The organism is Pantoea ananatis LMG 2665 (genome assembly GCF_000710035.2).
Classification (GTDB): Bacteria; Pseudomonadota; Gammaproteobacteria; order Enterobacterales; family Enterobacteriaceae; genus Pantoea; species Pantoea ananatis.
In genome coordinates, this window is record NZ_JMJJ01000010.1 from 370,373 (window position 1) to 388,714 (window position 18,342).

Annotated in this window: 9 protein-coding genes; 8 read left to right on the forward strand and 1 reads right to left on the reverse strand. The window is 52.4% G+C overall.

Going from position 1 to position 18,342, the window contains the following annotated elements:
- Window positions 1–138 precede the first annotated feature (138 nt).
- The 8 genes from dpdE to dpdD are packed head-to-tail and all read left to right on the forward strand — an operon-like array spanning window position 139 to window position 17,657.
- Window positions 139–3,195, forward strand: coding sequence for a protein DpdE (dpdE, locus tag EL29_RS20670; protein WP_033766282.1), 3,057 nt, complete (start codon window positions 139–141; stop codon window positions 3,193–3,195).
- A 12-nt stretch (window positions 3,196–3,207) separates the two neighbouring features.
- Window positions 3,208–5,658: a protein DpdF gene (gene dpdF / locus EL29_RS20675; RefSeq protein WP_028715995.1), complete on the forward strand. Its 2,451-nt coding sequence runs from the start codon at window positions 3,208–3,210 to the stop codon at window positions 5,656–5,658.
- Complete coding sequence (dpdG, locus tag EL29_RS20680; RefSeq protein WP_028715996.1) at window positions 5,658–6,557, forward strand: protein DpdG; 900 nt, start codon at window positions 5,658–5,660, stop codon at window positions 6,555–6,557. The genes dpdF and dpdG overlap by 1 nt, the downstream gene beginning before the upstream one ends.
- A 2-nt stretch (window positions 6,558–6,559) precedes the next feature.
- Window positions 6,560–9,706, forward strand: a complete 3,147-nt coding sequence (gene dpdH / locus EL29_RS20685; protein WP_028715997.1) for a protein DpdH — start codon at window positions 6,560–6,562, stop codon at window positions 9,704–9,706.
- On the forward strand, window positions 9,693–10,427 hold the full coding sequence (gene dpdI, locus EL29_RS20690) for a protein DpdI (protein ID WP_028715998.1): 735 nt from the start codon (window positions 9,693–9,695) through the stop codon (window positions 10,425–10,427). Before dpdH ends, dpdI begins: the two co-directional genes overlap by 14 nt.
- Entirely contained in the window at window positions 10,427–14,941 is a 4,515-nt protein-coding gene (dpdJ, locus tag EL29_RS20695) for a protein DpdJ (RefSeq protein ID WP_028715999.1), read from the forward strand. The genes dpdI and dpdJ overlap by 1 nt, the downstream gene beginning before the upstream one ends.
- On the forward strand, window positions 14,941–15,486 hold the full coding sequence (dpdK, locus tag EL29_RS20700; protein ID WP_028716000.1) for a phospholipase D-like domain-containing protein DpdK: 546 nt from the start codon (window positions 14,941–14,943) through the stop codon (window positions 15,484–15,486). Before dpdJ ends, dpdK begins: the two co-directional genes overlap by 1 nt.
- Window positions 15,486–17,657, forward strand: coding sequence for a protein DpdD (gene dpdD, locus EL29_RS20705; protein WP_028716001.1), 2,172 nt, complete (start codon window positions 15,486–15,488; stop codon window positions 17,655–17,657). Before dpdK ends, dpdD begins: the two co-directional genes overlap by 1 nt.
- Window positions 17,658–17,691: 34 nt before the next feature.
- On the opposite strand, the gene queD is transcribed toward dpdD, so the two are convergent.
- Entirely contained in the window at window positions 17,692–18,054 is a 363-nt protein-coding gene (queD, locus tag EL29_RS20710; protein ID WP_028716002.1) for a 6-carboxytetrahydropterin synthase QueD, read from the reverse strand.
- Between the last annotated feature and the right edge of the window lie 288 nt (window positions 18,055–18,342).

Here is an 18,342-nt window from a genome sequence, read left to right on the forward strand (position 1 = left end):
AGATCACCTACCATTTACGTAGTGGCCCGACCTCTCCCTCCTGCAGATTTGCTTCATTGGCCCATTCGCCGTATATTCATTCTAGATTTATTCGTTTATTGCGAATTACTTTCACTTCCTGACTGTTAAAAAATCATAATGACTACACATACTGGCGTGTTTTCTGAAGGTGACCTGGTAATATCGCCATTATTTGACGGTATTGCTAAAATTGTGAGTATTCTCTCTACTGAGCGTGCCGAGATTGCCTGGTTCTACTCTCCTTTAGAGGAGGAGATTAACCGTCAGGAGGTGGATATCCGCGCACTGACGGCAGCGACGCTCTATGAGGAAAGCACCGTTTATTTTCGCTCTCCTGATAGCGGCATCTGGTGCCGAGGCCGCTATGGCGGGCCCCGACCGGATAATAAGCACTTACTGATTATTCGCTCTGGCGATCACGCGGTCATTGATCTAGCAGAGATGTACTATCCCAACTATGGGCAGGGGCAGGCGATGAACCCGGCTCATTTTCTGGCGGCCCGTTCAAATGATGCTCCGTTTTTCTATCCACTACGTGAGCGGTTTGTCAGCGCGTGGATTAAGCAGCGTGCAGCATGCCGCTCTATGTCTTCATTAATCAGTAGTCGTGTCGAGGTAGAGCCTCATCAGATCGCTGTTGTACGCCGAATATTGCAGGACCAGAATCCCAAGTATTTATTGGCGGATGAAGTGGGGCTCGGCAAAACCATTGAAGCTGGGTTAGTCATTCGAGAACATATTCTGGAATGCAAAAGAGAAGCCCGCGTATTAGTGGTGGTGCCGCCGGTATTGCAAGGGCAATGGACGCAGGAACTGGTTGATCGCTTTGCACTACAGGAAGTAATGAGCGGAGGACGGAACAACCAGATCCGTCTGTACTCTCCGGAAGAACTTTGTCAGCCAGAACTGATCGGCTGGAAGCCCACAATGGTGGTAATCGACGAGGCCCATCAATTAGCCCGGCAGGCATGGGTCGATGATGAAGACGAACAGGCACAATATGTCGCGATGACTGAGTTGTGCCATCAGGCACGCATTGTGTTGCTCCTGTCTGGCACGCCGATGCATGGTAGCGAGCGTCACTTTCTGGCTATGCTGCACTGCATAAACCCACAGGCGTGGCCACTTAATGCAGTGGGAATCGAAAAATTTATGCGCCGCGTGGTAGAGCGCGAGCGTATTGGTGGAATTTACAGTTCCCTGACCCCTGAAACGCCAAATGGGGTACTGGAAGAGGTTGTCGAAGAGTTACGTCAGCTTTTTGCCGATGATGAGCAACTGCAGGCGCGGATTGATGTGCTGAGTCCTCTGGTCGACTTTTTTGCCCCTGATGAAAGCGAAGAGCGAACGGCGGCCATTCTGGCATTACGCCAGTGGATCGGCGAGCGCTACCGCCTTTTTCATCGCTTGCTACGTAACCGGCGTGAAGATCCCGCATTGGAATATCTCTTTCCTGGACTGGCTGGCCTGGAAAAATGTGTCTGGCCCGTCTCCTCGACCGAGATCACGCTGGATGAAACCTTTGATGCCTGGCGTGCCGCCGCCTTGCGCAATCCCGTGCAGCACAAACATCTGGATGCCACGACGCTTGATGAATGGGTCGACGCTCTGTTTCTCAACCCGCTGGTGATGTCCCGCCAGGCTAAAAATGCACTGGCAAACGGGACTGTCAGCGAAGAAGAGTCCAATTTTCTTGAGCAGATTATTGAAACGTCTCAGCAAGAGCAGAAAGCCAAAGATGCGGCGCTAATGAAGGCGCTGACTGGCTGGTTTGAAAAATATCCTGATGGCAAAGCGGTCATCTTTTGCGGTGAAAGCTCTGAAGCTGCCTTCCTGTCTACCAAACTGCAAATTCAGGCCCCCTGGGCGGTGGTTCGTCATTCGCCGGACCTGCGTAAGCAGAGCGAACTTCAGGATGACAGTTGGCAGGTACTGATCTGTGACAGACGCGGTGAAGACGGACTGAACCTGCACGGAAAAAATCGTCTTGCGGTCCACTATAGTCTGAGCCGCGACTTTAACCGTTTTGAACAGCGGTTGGGGCGCTTTAACCGCTATTCTGGAAATCTACGAGGCGTGAAGCCTGTGAAAAGCCTGATTTTGCTGCCGGAACGTGATGGGCTACGTGCGGACTGGGTGAAATTATTGGACGAAGGCACGGGGTTGTTTCATCGAAGCGTAGCCAGCCTGCAATTTGTTCTGTCTGAACAATTAGAGATGGTATGGCGTGATTACGCCGGGCAGGGGCTTGCCGTCTTCCATGAGGCGCAACAGCGCCTTTCGGGGGAAAACGGCTTTATCGCCCAAGAGCGTAAGCGCGTTCTGGCTCAGGAAAACTTGTTATCTATGGAGCAGGAGGTCATTGCTGCACGCGAGTTTTCTGAGCAACTGGCCGAATCTGAAGATAAGGCTGAAGCGCAGGCAAAAGATATGCTGACCTGGATGCGTAAGGCATTAGGGTTTAAGCGGGAGCAATATCCTGAAGGAGGATTTCGTCTGCGCTTCGAGCGTGGCGAATATCAACGGCAAACGCTGGTGGACGTAGGAACGTTTATTGATAATTGCCTGCTTGGTCTCGATTTTTCAGAAGGATACCCCCCTTCCACAGCGTTGATGAGTTTGTCTCGAACGGAAGACGGTAACTACAAACACGTTTACCCCTTGCGCTATGGGCAGCCTTTCGCCGAAAACGTATGGCAACTGATGCAGAGCGATCCGCGAGGAGCCAGTATGGCGCTGCTTCGGGTTCTCTCCCCGGCTGTTTCGATGAAGCAACCGCGCACCTGGTTCCATTTCCAGTGGCTGAGTGAAGCTCAGGTTGAAGGTGAAAACCAGCTAGCCGCGCAGCGTCGTGGTGATGAGTGCTTCAGCCCGGAGGTTCACAATTTCTGGCTGGATGACGGTGGTAAAGAGGCGGATCCGCAGGTCGTTGTCTCCCTGCTGGATAAACCTTACGATGAAGAGGGCAACAGCTTGTTCCAAGATATCAATCTTCGGGAAGAGGTCTGGATGCGAATGCCGGATTGGTTTGAGCCGCATAACTGGAAAGAAACCGTACTCGCTGCTGAGGAGCAGGCCCGGCGAAACGTGGCTGCTCAATATGGAGATCGTCCCGTCCGCCATCAATTGCTTGCAATGAAGGCGATTATTCTGTGTACCCGCGACATGCTGTAATCGGAAGCAACCATGGAAAACCAGTGGCAACAACTTCGCGCGACTCTGAACGGAGAACACAGCGAACGCGACGGGCTGAGAGGGCAGTTTTTTAACCGCCTGCTTTACTGTCTGGATGATGTGCAGGCGGGAGAATGCGACCGCCTCCACGCATTTTATGATGCTCTGCAATGCGCGCGGGCATTTGGGTTGACGCCGTTAAGGCTGCCGTATCGACACATTATCGAAGGCGTAATGCTCCAGCATTTTGGTTTGAGACGGGATCGTGACTACCCAGGTGAACTGCTCCTGACGCGCGAAGCGGAAGAGATTGATTCCTCTCTCTTACTCGTCTGGAAAGGCGAGCAGCGCCGTTTTCTGGAAACCCCACCGCTGGATGTCCTTTTGCCCACTGTGCTCAACGATCTGTGTTATACGCACTACACATCAGCAGGGCAACAGCAGGCGGTACGCACGGTGTTGACCAGCGACAGAGATAAAACGCTGCTGGTGAATCTGCCCACCGGAGCCGGCAAAACTTTTGTGATTCACTCCCAGATGCTGACTTCACCGAGTAGGTTTCTGACGCTAGTGATTGTGCCAACCGTAGCGCTGGCAATTGAACAGGCTCTGCGAGCGCAAGAGGTGATGCAACAGGCCGGGCAGGATCACGGTGGCAGCTACGTCTGGCATAGCGGCCAGTCGATTGAAGAACAGAATATGATGAAATTGCGGCTGGGATCCGGCGAACAGCGAGCGTTATTTTGCTCTCCGGAAGCAGCGACAGGTGGGCTCTTGTTACAGCTGTTCTCGCTTGCGGAGCGCGGACTACTGGGCGCCGTGATTGTGGATGAAGCTCATCTTATCGATCAATGGGGGGCGGAGTTCCGTCCCGAGTTTCAGCTACTGGCACCCTTAGTGCGATCGTTGAAGGCTACCTCTTCAGACGGTGTCAAAGTGGTGCTGCTTTCTGCCACGTTTAGTCAAAGTACTCTGAATACGCTCAAAGCGCTCTTTGCCGGTAAACGACAGGCGTCAGTGATTGAAGTGAATGGCAGTTTTCTGCGTCCGGAACCCGTGTGGTATGTCAGCGAAGCTGCCAGTCACGAGGATTACCTTAAGCAGGTGGAAAACGCCATTGCTCGCTTGCCGGCGCCAATGATCCTCTACACTACCGAAGTCGAACAGGCTAAATTCTGGTACCAGTATCTACGTGAGCGTGGTTATCGGCGCTGTGGATTGTTCCATGGTGCAACGCCAATGCAGGAACGCGAAGGTCTTATCCACGCCTGGCGTAACGATGGGCTGGATATCATGGTGGCGACTTCGGCATTTGGCGTGGGGATGGATAAAAATAATGTCCGTTCCGTTCTGCATGTCGCAGTGCCAGAAAATTTTGATCGTCTCTACCAGGAGAGCGGTCGTGGCGGTCGTGATGGTAAAGCATCGGTCGCTCAAATTATTTTCCATCACAAACAACTACAGATCGCACGCAACATTAACCGAACCAAACTGATCGGGGCCAGCAAAGGATATTTGCGCTGGGCCAAGATGCACCAGTTGCGCGAGCAGCATCAGCCGGGTCAGTTCACTGTCCCACTACGCGCGAAGCATGCCGACATTCGCATGGATTCGCAGAGCAATGTGGACTGGAACCTGCGTACCTTACTGTTAATGCAGCGCGCCGGTTTTATCGATATCACCTATCCGCCGCCGGATCTTAGCGCTATCGCTCCGGACGAGCGTGATGAGTCCAGGGCCCATGCGTGGTTTGACCATTATTTCAACCATATTCAGATTTCCGTGCTCCGTGACGGTCATATGGATGAAGCGCAGTGGCAGAAGGAGATTCAGGCACACCGTTCGCATGAACTGGCGATGCGTAAACAGGGATTTAGCGCCTTAGAAGAGTGGCTCAATGACCCCACAATCTCGCTGTGCCAGACGTTAGCACATTTTTATACTCTCGATGGTTTTGTACCGGAAATAGCCTGCGGCGGGTGTCCGGCCTGTCGGAGTAAAGGGTATCCTCCCTTTACTCCGACGCTCGGTCGTATAGCACACGTGACGGGCGAGACGGTGCGGAACGTCATGGGAAATGAGCAACGCGTTTATTTTTCTACGACGCTGACGAACCGGCTACTGCTGCGTCAGTGGAGTGACTGGATTGCCCGACTGCTGGCCAATCGTCAGATTCAGGCTATCCGCGCCAGCCAGAGCGTGCTCGCCCGGCTTGGTGAGGTCCTGCCCGCAGGTTTGCCTTTCTGGTGTTCACTTGCTGTTGATGAAGAAAACACCTGCTGGGATGAACTGGTGCTGGTGTTGCCCGGCGAAACGATGCCTGAACTGGACATCTTCGCCAGCATCAATCGCATTATTGTTGCACCGGAACGTTTACAAGAACCGGGCTACCGTGGGCGTCGCTGGTGGGATGTTGATACCGGTGCAGTGGCATTAGAACAATTTCAGAGGAATATCAGCTAGTGGCAATTACCAATAACGCTGCCGCAGGGAGCCAAATCCGTCTGCTCTGCATGATCGATCGGGTGCTGAATCGGCGACTTGGACAGACCATCCCGATGGCAGATTTGATTGAATTATTGCGCCCGGAGATGCTGCCCGTCAGCGACGGAGCGAGAAAACGCCTGCCTGCCGAAGTCTCTTTCTGGGCAAAAGAAGGGTTATGGAAAAATGAGAGTGTTGGCCTCAGTCAACAGTCGCCACTTTCCAGCGAACATAACCTGCCCGCACGAGTTTTGCGTACGCTAATTTACAGTGAGAAAACGACGCCGCTGTTGACCGGAACGCGCGGTCAGCCCTTGCTAATATGCGTAACCTCCATGCTGGCACAGGACAAATATACGATCCGCGGAAACACGCCGCTGACAAAAGAGGCGGTGCCGATGGCTGTTGGCCCGATGATTAACAATAAATTAGCCGGTGAGGGGCGACGTAACCTCAACTTCTCTAACGAAGCGGAGCCCTTCCTCGATTACGCATATTTCCTCGGTTTTACAGAACCTTTTCTGAATGGCTGGGTGATGGATCCTACCCGCGCCATTGAAGGGGTTTTGGATAACCTTTCACTTACCGCCGCGATGCCAATCCAGGCATTCCTCAGCCAACTGGCGGAGTTTCTGCCAATGCTGGATGGAGGAGCCTACCGTCAGCAGGTCGAACCGATGATCTCCGCTGACAACTGGCAACCTCTGGAGAAACATATGATCAGCGCCGCATTGAGCCAGGCGCTGCTCCGGCTTGAACTGACAATGCAGTTGGTTTTCGCAACTCGTTCCGATGACCCTGACGCCATGGTCCTGCAAGCTCCGGATGGCAGTCTGCGTCGTATCAGTACCGTGAGTCCAGGGGAGGCAAGAAAATGAGAATGATCGATTACTGGCCTTCCCTGCAAAACATCAATGAATGTATTCGCACCGAGGCGGAAGAGTTGGCGGAGTACACCTTACTGGCAGTGCATCAGTCGGTGGATTTGCTGCGTCTCGATAAAGACGGCAACAACTTAGGACATGCTAAAGAAGAGGATTTGCTCAATCACTTTCTGGAAACGCCACGCCCAATTCCGATTGTGGGCAAGGCCGGAGTGGGTAAATCGCACATTATCCGCTGGCTGGATGCGAAACTGCGGTTGCGTCAGGAGTACAAAGACAAGAAGTGGCATATTGTCCGTATTCCAAAAAGTGCCAGCTTGCGTGAAGTTCTTACCTCTATGCTGGCGGGCCTGGAGGGTGAGATCTTTGACGAAGCGCGGGAAGACATCAATAAGGTGTCGGAAAAACGTACGCCTCGCGAGATCGCTGAATGGCTGCTGATGCTGATGGGGCAAGAGCTGCGCAACCTTCATGAACGTAACAAGCAGGATATGGAAGCGCTGAAAAAACAGATGGCGGGAAGTACGCCTGAGCAGTTAAAAGCTATCAAACCACAGGCGACTCGGCTACAGAAAATCCACGTCCACGCTGAAGAAAATGCATTACCAACGCTGATTAACGATGCCTACTTCAAGAAGTTTTTGTTGAAAGAAGAGCATTGTCTCTATCGGTTTGCCAACCGTCTGACCAACGGTGCAACCAGCAGCGATCTCGACGAAGGGGAACAGCAACTCCAAGCCAAAGATCTTGATTTCAGTTTTAATATTAACGATCTCAGTCTGCCAGCGCGTCAGTATATTCAGAAAAGCCGCCTGAATACGCATGAGGATGGGCGCAAAGATGCCTCGGAGATCCTCAACCTAGTGCTAGTTAAAGCGACGCAGGCGCTGTTTAACCAACTCTTCAACTTCCGTGGCCGCAGTTTCTCCGACCTGTTTACTCAGATCCGTCAGGCGCTACATGAAAAGCAGATGACGCTGATGGTGCTGGTAGAGGATATGTCGCTTATCACCGCGATCGAGGATGTGCTGATCGACAGCCTAGAGAGGGAAGGGATCCGCGACGGGAAAGAAGTGCTATGCCCGGTGTGTTCGGCTATTGCTGTTACTGACGGTTATCAGGGGTATGCCCGCCGTCGTCAGGGGATGCTAGATCGCGCGAAGGGTGAATGGGTGATCGAAGAGGTAGGGAACGAGCGCGAAGAGACGCGATTGCGTATCGTCGATTTTTGTGGTCGATACATCAACGCGGCCCGCTTTGGGGGGGAAGCCTTACGCCAGCGCTGGGAGCAATCTGCCGATAAATCACACTGGCCGCCTGACTGGGAAGCCAGCGCAAACGGCGACGAAATGGCTGAAGTGTTTGGTCGCAGCGAGCAAGGATTTTCGCTGTTTCCCTTCAACACAAACGCCATCCATGCATTGGCAGAGGCATTCTGCCGCGACGATCGCAAAGAATTAAAATTCAATCCACGTCAGATCATCAACCAGATTCTGTTGCGTGTACTGCAGCACTGTCGCCGTGATGCCGATGAGGGACGTTTTCCGCCACCGCATCTTGGCGATTTTGCGGCGCCGGCAGGGCTTCGAAGCTGGCTGTTCCGTCAAGGCTTCGCCGACACCGAGCGTGCTGAATCCGTGGTTGCTCTGTGGGGCTATCCCGCCGATTCCGATGGCACTCTGGCCAGCACTCTGCCGCCTGATGTTGCCCGTAGCTTCGATCTGGACGATCTGGCGCAGGTGCTGGAAAACACAAAAAGTGCCCCGGTCCATATTCAACCGGTGGTACCAACGCGGGTGACCAAAGTTGAGGCGCAGGTTAAAAAAACTGTTAAGCCAGAACCCACGACAGTCAAACCCAAAGTGAAAGAAAATAAAGATACGCTGGCTATCCGAGCGCTGGATGCGGCGGTGGGTGACTGGATGCTAAAAGGCGCGACGCTTGAGATCGATCCCGCGCGTTATATCAAAAGCTCCCTGGCCTTCTTCTTTGATAAGCGCGTTGTGGCGGAATGGGCGGGCAGCACCTATCGGCCAACACTTTGGTTAGGTAAATCCAACTTTGTCGCCGTTGAGTTACCTAATGCACAGGGTAACCGTGGCGTGCATGTGGTGAAATTTATTCCTCAGGCCGAATACGATAAGCGATCGGTGCAACTAACGGATGCCGCGATGGCGCTGGCGCGGTTTGGCTACTACAGAGAAAACTCCGTACCTAAAACCGAGGACTGGAGCTACACAGAGGGCAAAACGGATTACCTGATTATTCAGAGCTTCTGCGATCGCTGGGTCAACTATGCGCTGACAGAACTCGTTAAGCATAAGCGCAACGATTTGCCGCTGCTGCTCAGCGAGCAGATTGCGCTGGCCGATGTGCTGGGTGCCATTAAAGCAGCGGATGGTTCGAAAGAGGTGCTTGCGCGGCTGCTGCAAAACAGCAAAACGCTTTCTGTGCAGTTTCGTTCCGGGATCACGAAGGCAATCACCGAACTGCGGGCAGAGGCATTAGCGAAGTGGGATGATGCCAAGGACGCATGGCTCAGCCTAGTGGCGCTGAACGATCATGCGCTGGAAGGCGATCTCCTGCTGAGTGAGATACAAAAGGCATTGAAGAAACGCTCAAAAAATACACATGCCGCCGTGGTGAAAAAGTCGCTCAGTGAAATCCGCCCTGAACTGGATACTGCTGCTCTGTTTGCAGACTGTGAAAATGCGGATGATTTTTCCGAACTCGTCACCGACCTGGCTAAGTTAGTAAAATCCCTTGGGGACAGCGGCGATTATCCTGCGGATATATCACCGGACAGCAGCACGCTGACGGATTCACTGAATGCGCTAACGGAGGGGGGCGTCTGGATGACGATCCTCAAATTGCGAGGTATTAATCAATCTGAAGATCCGCTGCGTCAATGGCAGTTACTTTGCGAACTGGATGGTGTTTTAACTAACCGGCTTATGATGACAATGCAAAGCTGGCAGCAGGTCCACAAACGGGTACTGGCGAATATTACCGCCTACAACCATTCACACGGTGGGCAGCAGATCAGCGAATTTCGCACGCAGATTGAAAGCACGTTGCAGGAACTTCATCAGGTCCTCGACGCCATGCAGTCCGTCGCAGGGGAACAGAATGACAACGCTTAAGACCCAACTTACGCAACTGCGGGAGCAGTATCAGATAAAACAGCAGGTTCAGTCGCTAGAAGAGGTCTACGATCGGTACCGTACCATTCGTGACGGCCTGCTGGATGTTGCCGAACCGCTGCAAAAAGCCCAAAAGCAACTTGAGGTGATCGGCACGCTACCGGAACCACACTCCACTATCGATTTTTCGCAGGAGGCGGCGCTTTTCGGCGGTGCCAAAACGCAGTTGGATGCGCTGACGGCACGCTTCAAAGAAAGTGGCGATAAAACTGAGCAGAGCGGGTTTTGGGAAACTGTACGGGTTCTGAAGAGCGTAAATGAAATTATTGATGATAAGGTGGATGCAACCTGGAAAGCGTTTGTTGCCTATCTTGAAGCGCGCGCAACGCTGGATTCCGTCTTTCTGGAACAACAGCGAACGCTGGGGAATGTGTTGGTGTATGACGGTTATCGCAAAGCGCGCGATAGTTTTAATCGACAGAAGTTAAGCGGGCCAGACAGCCTGTCGGTGGTAAAAAACCTGCAGAAGTATAGCGATGAGATGGTCGCGCTTAAACGTTCAATGGACCCGGATGCACCAGACGATGTTCTGCGCTTTTTTGAGGCGCTGGACAGACATAATCATGCCTCGCTTACGCTGCTGGCGCCGGGCGTGATTGCCTGGTTGGAAGAAAAAGGTATGCTGTCAGCGTTTAACGTTACACGTAAGAGAATGATTTAATGAAGGGAATCGAGCTTTCACTTTTGCAACGCGTGCTGGATGCGCTGGAAGAACAAGAAAATGCGCTTTTGGTATGGGGCGACACTGGCGGTTTTTTTAATCTGGATGAACTGTTAAGCGTTATTGGACGGGTGTTACCTGAAGAAGATGCCGAAATGGTTCTGGATGAGATGCTCGACGGCGGTATGTTAATTCAGGTACCGCATCTCGACGGCCCGCCTGTCTGGCGAACTCGTATGGGTGAAACCGTCCATTTACTTCGCAACCTGCGGCAGTGGATGTTTAATAAAAGTCTGGATGAAAGTAAGACACTGGTCTCTGACTACCGTTTTATTCGCCGGCCGCGCAGCTATCCTGAGCGGAAAGCTGAACCGAACTCCCTTATTTCTGATTGGAAAACACGCCTGAAATTAAGCGATCGGGCTTGTGACATTATGCACCAGATGCTGGCGTCAGATTTCCGCCTGGCGGGCTTTCAGGAACGATCCACTGAGCGCATTCTCCAGTACTGGCAGACGCATCGGATTCGATGCGATGCCGCTAGCGGAACCATCGTTTGTGCTGGAACCGGCAGCGGTAAAACGTTGTCATTTTATCTACCGGCGCTAACCCGTCTTGCGGAGGAGATTTGCGCTAATCCTGAGTGTAAGGTTCGCATTCTCGCCATTTATCCGCGAAAAGAGTTGCTCAAAGATCAGTTTGCGGAGACGTTTTCTCAATGCCGCAAACTAGACGACTATATGCTAAAAGCGGCCGGGCGAAAAATTCGCATTGGTGCCTTTTTTGGAGACACGCCAACAATGGCGGCATTGTCTAAGAAAGACATCAAAGGTCGACCTGGACTGCCGTTCGGCTTAATGAAGTGCCAACATCCCCTTTCGACAAACCCAAAGCAGATCTGCGGGGGCGCGCTGATCTGGCGGCGTGAGGATATTTATGCCGATCGAGAGGTCCTGACCTGCACTCAGTGCCAGCATCAACTGGATCAGCGCGAAATTCTGATCACGCGTAATACGCAACAGCAGCGCGGAAATGCGCCGGATATTCTGTTTACCACCACCGAAATGCTGAACCTACAGATGAACTCCAACTGGACCAATCACCTGTTTGGGGTGGGGGAAGGGAATGGGCCAACGCTGGTGCTGCTTGATGAAGTCCATACCTACAGCGGCACCACTGGTGCGCAGACGGCACTATTGCTTCGTCGCTGGATGCAACGTACCGACTGCCTGCCGCATTTCGTGGGATTATCGGCAACGCTGGCTGATGCCCAGCACTTTTTTGCTAGGCTGGTGGGCGCTCCCGATGAGAACGTGGCGCTTATTAAGCCTAAAACCGAAGAGATGATTGAGGAGGGCGCTGAGTACCTGTTAGCGCTGCGTGGCGATCCTGTGTCTGAAACTGCGTTGCTTTCTACCACCATCCAGACCAGCATGCTGATGGCGCGTATGCTGGACAGCAAGGCAGGCAAGTCAAAAGGGACATGGGGTAAGAAGACATTCATTTTTACGGACACCCTCGACGGTAACAACCGCCTTTACCACGATCTCAACGATGCCGAGGGCTGGAAAACCAGTCCGCAACCGCCGTGGATTTATCGCTCCCCGCTGGCGGTACTACGTACCCCATACGGTTCACCTGATGACACCGATCCTAAACGCAGCGAGCGGCGTAAAACTGAGTTGGGCCAGAACTGGAAAGCAGCCATGGAAATCGGCCACGATCTCTCGGAAAACAAAGTTGTCTCCCGCACCTCAAGTCAGGATGCGGGCGTGGATGCTCTGGCCGATATTGTGGTCGCTACCTCTTCTCTGGAAGTGGGCTATAACGATCCTCAGGTGGGAGCAGTTCTGCAGCATAAAGCACCCAATGATGTGGCTTCATACCTTCAGCGTAAAGGTCGCGCCGGGCGTCCACGAGGCATGCGCCCCTGGATGCTAGTCGTGCTGTCAGAATTTGGCCGTGACCGCGTTGCGTTCCAGCGCTATGAAGGGCTAATGAGCCCTGAAATCAAGCGTCAGGAACTACCGTTGCGTAATCAGCACGTGCAAAAAATGCAGGCCGCGATGGCGACGCTCGACTGGCTCAGCAAAGTGGGCGAGTTCAAAGATCTCTGGGGTATGTTAAAGAAACCCAACCGCACCAAGGAGAATTTTGCTCCACTCAGCAAGATGATTGAGGATGTGCTGGATGGCGGTAGACGGTTGCATGAACTGTCCCGCTATCTTGAAGATGCGTTACACCTCCCTGACAGCGACATTCAGAAGATCCTCTGGAGTCCGCCACGTTCCATTATGTTTGAGTTTCTGCCAAGCATCCTGAGAAGCATCAGAACGCATTGGGCGGTTAATGGGGTGGCGTGGGCTGGCCTGCGATCAGTTGTGCAGGATGGTGAAGACGAGCAATCCAGAAGCAGTTCTCCAGCCCCGGAATATATTCCGCAAAACCTGTTCAGTGAGCTGAATCTACCCGAGCTTGATATCCGCTTAAGACGCGGTTACGACGATGAAGAGAAGTGGGAAACGCTCTCCTTCTGGCAAGGACTGCGTGAGTTTGCGCCTGGGCGATTGTCTAAACGCTACGCGATTAAATCGAGCAAAAGCACAGACTGGCTTGTACCAGAAAATTATGTGCCTGTCGCCGGTGAAGAGTTGCAATCTATTGATTTCCCTGTGCGCGAAGCATTTGGCGAAGGGGTGCAAATAGAATATGAAGTTGAGCATCTCGGCGGCATGATCAAGGTAGTTAAACCCTCTCAGGTCATGACAACCCGCGCCGATGTTCGCCAGATGGCGGATAAAAGTAATGCGCAATTGCAGTGGTGTCTTAGCCTGATCAATCCTGGCATTGCCGCGCCGGATGAGGTGCCGAAGGGGGTGTGGAAATCTACGCTGCGTGATATTACTTTTTACAACCATCAGCATATGACCCCGCTGGAGTTGATCCGTTTCTCAACTGGATCGCAGGCCTCTCTCCGGTTCAAGAATAAAGGTCGGGCCCACGTCGCTTTTTCCTGGGTCCATGAAGACGAAAATGTTGGGGTCGGGAGTCGTCAGTGGGTTGATGCAATGCGCCTTCGCTTCACACTTTCGAACGATCGCGTGCAAAACCTGTTGCATCAGGAAGCGATCCAACGAGGTATGCGCCCTGTTTACTTCCAGCATTTGGTCAAACAGTTACCTGAATTTGAGTTCGACAGTTTTAAAGCCGACTGGGCTATTGAGTGCTTTATGGCTCTGCTGGCAGAAACGTTCGCGACGGGAAAATACTCGTCAACCGAAGCGGCATTACAAAGCATGGCGTCGGCGAAGGGGATGGAAAGGCTGGCGGCTATTCCCGCGAGCTTATTCCAACCGGATACGGACAACGACGCTGAGAGCGAACAATTGCTGCAAATTAGCCTGCGGGAACTCCTAGGTCGTCCAGAGATCCAGCAGTCGTTGCTGAACTGTGCTCAGGCATTATTCAAGCCACTGGCTGAAATCGACGGTTTTATCGAGTGGGCGCAACAGATACTTGCGGACACACTGGCCGCTGGCGTGCAGCAAACGTTAAGCACGCTGCTGCCGGATGTGGACGATAGGGCGGTTGTTACCGACTCATTCTGGATGAAAGATCCGGTTAAAGGCAGCGAATGGCTCGAGATTTGGCTGTGCGAAATGGAATCTGGCGGCAGCGGGATCCTGATTCGGCTGCAGCAGAAATGGGCTGAAGATCCAGTAACATTCCTGAATGTGCTGGTGCGCAATCTTTCAGCAAGTGATTACGAGCAGATCGATTACGATTTGTACATGGTGCTGCAATTGCTGACAACGGATGATGCACTTTGCCAGGCGATGGCTGCGGTTCGTGAGGCGAGCAATATGGATGCCAGACGTAAGGCGAATAAAAATCTCCATCTGCAGCTTTCTCTACACGGTTTGCGGCTTTCCCACAGTTTCACGACGGTTCTTTATTCACGGATCCTGCGCGCCGGTAGCAGTGAGGTCACCGACATGCAGCTTTATCAACTGCTTACGGACTGGATATCACTAGAAGCGAATTCGGGCATTGAATTCACTTTGAATACGGTTGCGCACGCGTTGGCAGTCAAAACCCTCGGTGAAGTTAACGATGCGTCGATGGTGTTCAACGCGCAGTGTCGAAACCAGAATTTGCTTTGGCCTCGTGGTTACACGATCCGTCAGGCTGAGCTCAGTTTTTACAACATGTTCTGCTCACGCAGAGTCATGACAGAACGTCTGTTAGCTGGCGCGTTGTTCAGCGAACATATTGATCAAATCCCTCTTGATCACTCCGACTGGCTAACGCACGTGCACGGCGCTTTGTGTAAAGGTGGGCGTGCGGAGCTTATTCTGCCGCGTGAACAGCTTAATCGTTTACATGAGGCGATCCTTACTATGCAGATTGTCCCGGTCGACTATCTTGGCCTGTTACTTTATCCGCGCCTGGGTGAGCTTCGCCGCGAACAAGATAAGCTGATTTTACGTATTGAACTGGCTGAGGTGGCATAGTGATCGATCAGGCAAAACAGCGGCAGATTTTTTTGCACGGCTCTGCCGGACAACGCCAGTTGAGGGAAGTTCTGAGCGCCCAACTTGTCGCGCTGATTATGCAACCTGAACCAATCTGGTTGGTGTCCCCCTGGGTGAGTAATTTTAGGCTGCTGGACAACCGTTCCGGTAACTGGGACAGCATCGAACCAGCCTGGGGAGGACGGGAGGTCGATTTCATCGAACTGCTGGTCTGCGCAGTGAACAACGGCGCGTCGCTCTCGTTGGTCACCCGAGATCAACCGCTCAACCGTGACTTTGTGACGGCGCTGAAGAAACGATTAAACAATCATGCGGATTTTCGCCAGGAATGGCGTAATCAACTGCACACGAAAGGGCTGCTGACCCCCCATTTCTTCCTCAGGGGCTCGATGAACTTTACCTGGAGCGGTGTTAACCGGAACGAAGAGTTTGTCGAATTGAACAGCGATCCGCATGCAATCGGCGAAGCGTTGGCTGCGTTCGAGAGCCAGTATCACTTTGGCCAACCACAGGGTGCTTTCTGATGTACGCAGAATGGCTGGATAAATTTTACGCCGATGATAAACATCTGCAGTATGACAAGGCGATAGCTGGTGGTTACAGCATTCCGCAAATGAACACGCTGATTCAGCAGGCGGGAGCTAAGGCCTTGCCTTGTATCCTCCCCTCGACCCGAAGAGGGAGGTGGGTGTTATACGCGCTGGCACAAAATGAACGCAGTCTGGATGAGCTTCGCCGTATTTTGACGGCGGCATTAGGGTCAGCGGATACCAGTGCCGATATCAGCACATTCTATGATTCTGATGATGCCGGGGAAAAAATCCTTCTGGAGAAATCTCCGGGCGGCGTTCTGGCACTGACTTTTTTGCCGCTACCAAACGGTGACAAGGATCGGGTCGATGAGTGGCGTAAGGCAAGAATGCAACGGGTCTACGCTATGCTGCAGACGGTGATGGATCTTTATCGTCGTCGGCCGTTGCTCACTTCGCTGGTCAAAAGACCGACTGGACGTATTCTCAGGGATTTCTATACGGCCTGCCACGCACAGGACGGTAAAAAGGCTGAGTATTATCTTGAGGAGTTACGCGGCAACCAAGCGCTGTCTCCACTCAACCTCCTCTTCTTGGAACTGTTGTCAATGGCGGCCTCTTCGAACTGGGACGCTATCTTAAGCCATCCAAGATTAGAGGCTTTGCTACGGGGTCGAGTGCCAGAACGAATCCAACGGCTATTGTTGCGATCGACGGGGCATTTCAGGATAAATGCTATTCAGGATGCGCAATTTCCGTCAGATACCCGAGAGGACGCGAGAAGGCTGGTTCTCGATTTAATCCCACTCTACAAAGTGACGCCGCGTTTTACCCACCACGCCAGTTTTTTGCCCGATTGGCAACTCTGGGCAATCGGGGCGGCGTTGCTGGGTATTGATGGATGGCAAACAGCAACGCCGCTCCTGCAGCCCGAATGGACTCAACAAGTTGAGCGGTGGGTTACCGGGCAAAGTTCACTCCCGTTAACGGCAGAAGTGGCCGAAAAAGCGCTCATTCAGGCACCCGTTATCACCGTACTCAGCTTTGATGACGCCAAGGAATTGCTCATCGAAGTCATCACCGCCGATCTTGAGCGCGAGAGCGAGATCTTCGCACAGTTGGCAGCAATGCCAGAGATAACGCGGCAAGAAATAGAAAGAATACCTAAGCTTTGGGATATTTGGCTGGGTCTGGAAAAACGCTGTGAGACCCATGATTATGGCTGGAACCACTGGCTGTCTGATTTACAGTTGGCGACTGAACCCGAGCGCTTTGAATCATTGCGCCAGTCCGCTGTTATGCATTGTATGGACTGGCTGCCAACAACGTTTAGCAGTACACAGTGGCAGACGCTGTTAGGGCAACATTCTCACTCTCAGTCCGGAATGGTATTGCGCGATATTTTGCCAAACTTGCTGAGCTGGCTCCAGGAATACGATGTTCAGGTTTCTGCTTCATTGTGGCCAGACTGGCTAATGTTGTTCGTTGTGGAAGATATTCGCTCGGAAGAGGATGTGCGTCTGGCAGGGATGATTCTGGATAAGTTTCTTTCTGGCCGCTTTACCCGCGAGGAATATACTACAGCCCTCGAAGCAATAGAGCTTGTCAGCAAGGCGAACATCTCTGTACGGACACTGGGGTATTTGCTTGATATATCCGAACTTCTCTACGACAAGGTCACCGGTGATGATGCCGCCCGGTTGGGTTTCTGGATCAAAGTACAGGAGATGTTAAACGAGCGCTGGGAGAGACTGGATGAAAGCATGCAGTTTTCTGCACGGATGGTGGAAAAACTGTACCTCGGAGCTCATGCCGGGCGTGCTTTCCCAGGCCAGACCAGCACATCGGACGTTGCTTCCCCGCAGCAAAGGGATCTCAAGGGGAAAACACTGCTAATTTACAGCCTGATGGAAGGTGCCGCCCGACGGGGCAAAGATGCTCTGTGTCATCTATATCCCGGTCTGGATGTCGAATTAAACCATGATCATGTCTCGACACCTGCACTCCTCAATCTTGTTGATAAGGCCGACTATATCATTTTCGCCACTGGCAGCTCTAAGCATCAAGCCTTTTACGCCGTGACGGATCGCCGTCGGGATATTATTTATCCTACAGGGAAAGGGGCGTCCAGTATGGTTGCCGCTTTTAAAGAGGCGTTGGAGTAAATAGATAAGGAATAGCTTCTGCTATTCCTTTTTGTTATTCACCACGGTAAATGCAGCCTGCGGAACATGTCTCCTTCACGATCACCGCGCTTAGGATGGAGAGTTGAGGCTTAATCTGATTCCAGATCCATTCAGCTAGCACTTCGCTGGTTGGGTTTTCCAGACCCGGTATATCATTGAGATAGTAGTGATCCAATCTTTCCAGCGTGGGTTTAAAAATCGCTTTTAGTTCGGCAAAGTCGATAATCCAACCGGTATGTTTATCCACCTCACCGGTGATCTCAAGACGCACGATAAAGGAGTGCCCGTGTAAGCGACCACATTTATGGCCGTCCGGCACATTAGGGAGACGGTGCGCGGCTTCAAAGGTGAAATCTTTGTATAACGTAGTTTTCATGGAGACCTCATTTTTTGTTATACAGTAACAATAAGAGGCAGGATTTTCTAGCATTTCTGAGTTAGCTACCACAACTGTATGGATAGACAATAATATTTCTGTCGAGCTCTGCCCGGACTTTTTTCGAGTGTGAACTTATGTGCAGGCTGAGTATGTTACTAAATTGCGGGATATCGCCGGTCGCAATCTAACATTGACTGGTGCGCGTGGTTCCCACTTAATGGTTAAAGATTGGCGGCAGGAAAATACCTCGGCTTTCTCATGCGGCTGACCAGCCCCCAGTATTAG

Coding starts and splice junctions, on each gene's coding strand:
- dpdJ (WP_028715999.1), top strand. CDS start 10,427: ATGAAGGGAATCGAGCTTTCACTTTTGCAACGCGTGCTGGATGCGCTG.
- dpdF (WP_028715995.1), top strand. CDS start 3,208: ATGGAAAACCAGTGGCAACAACTTCGCGCGACTCTGAACGGAGAACAC.
- dpdE (WP_033766282.1), top strand. CDS start 139: ATGACTACACATACTGGCGTGTTTTCTGAAGGTGACCTGGTAATATCG.
- dpdD (WP_028716001.1), top strand. CDS start 15,486: ATGTACGCAGAATGGCTGGATAAATTTTACGCCGATGATAAACATCTG.
- queD (WP_028716002.1), bottom strand. CDS start 18,054: ATGAAAACTACGTTATACAAAGATTTCACCTTTGAAGCCGCGCACCGT.
- dpdI (WP_028715998.1), top strand. CDS start 9,693: ATGACAACGCTTAAGACCCAACTTACGCAACTGCGGGAGCAGTATCAG.
- dpdH (WP_028715997.1), top strand. CDS start 6,560: ATGATCGATTACTGGCCTTCCCTGCAAAACATCAATGAATGTATTCGC.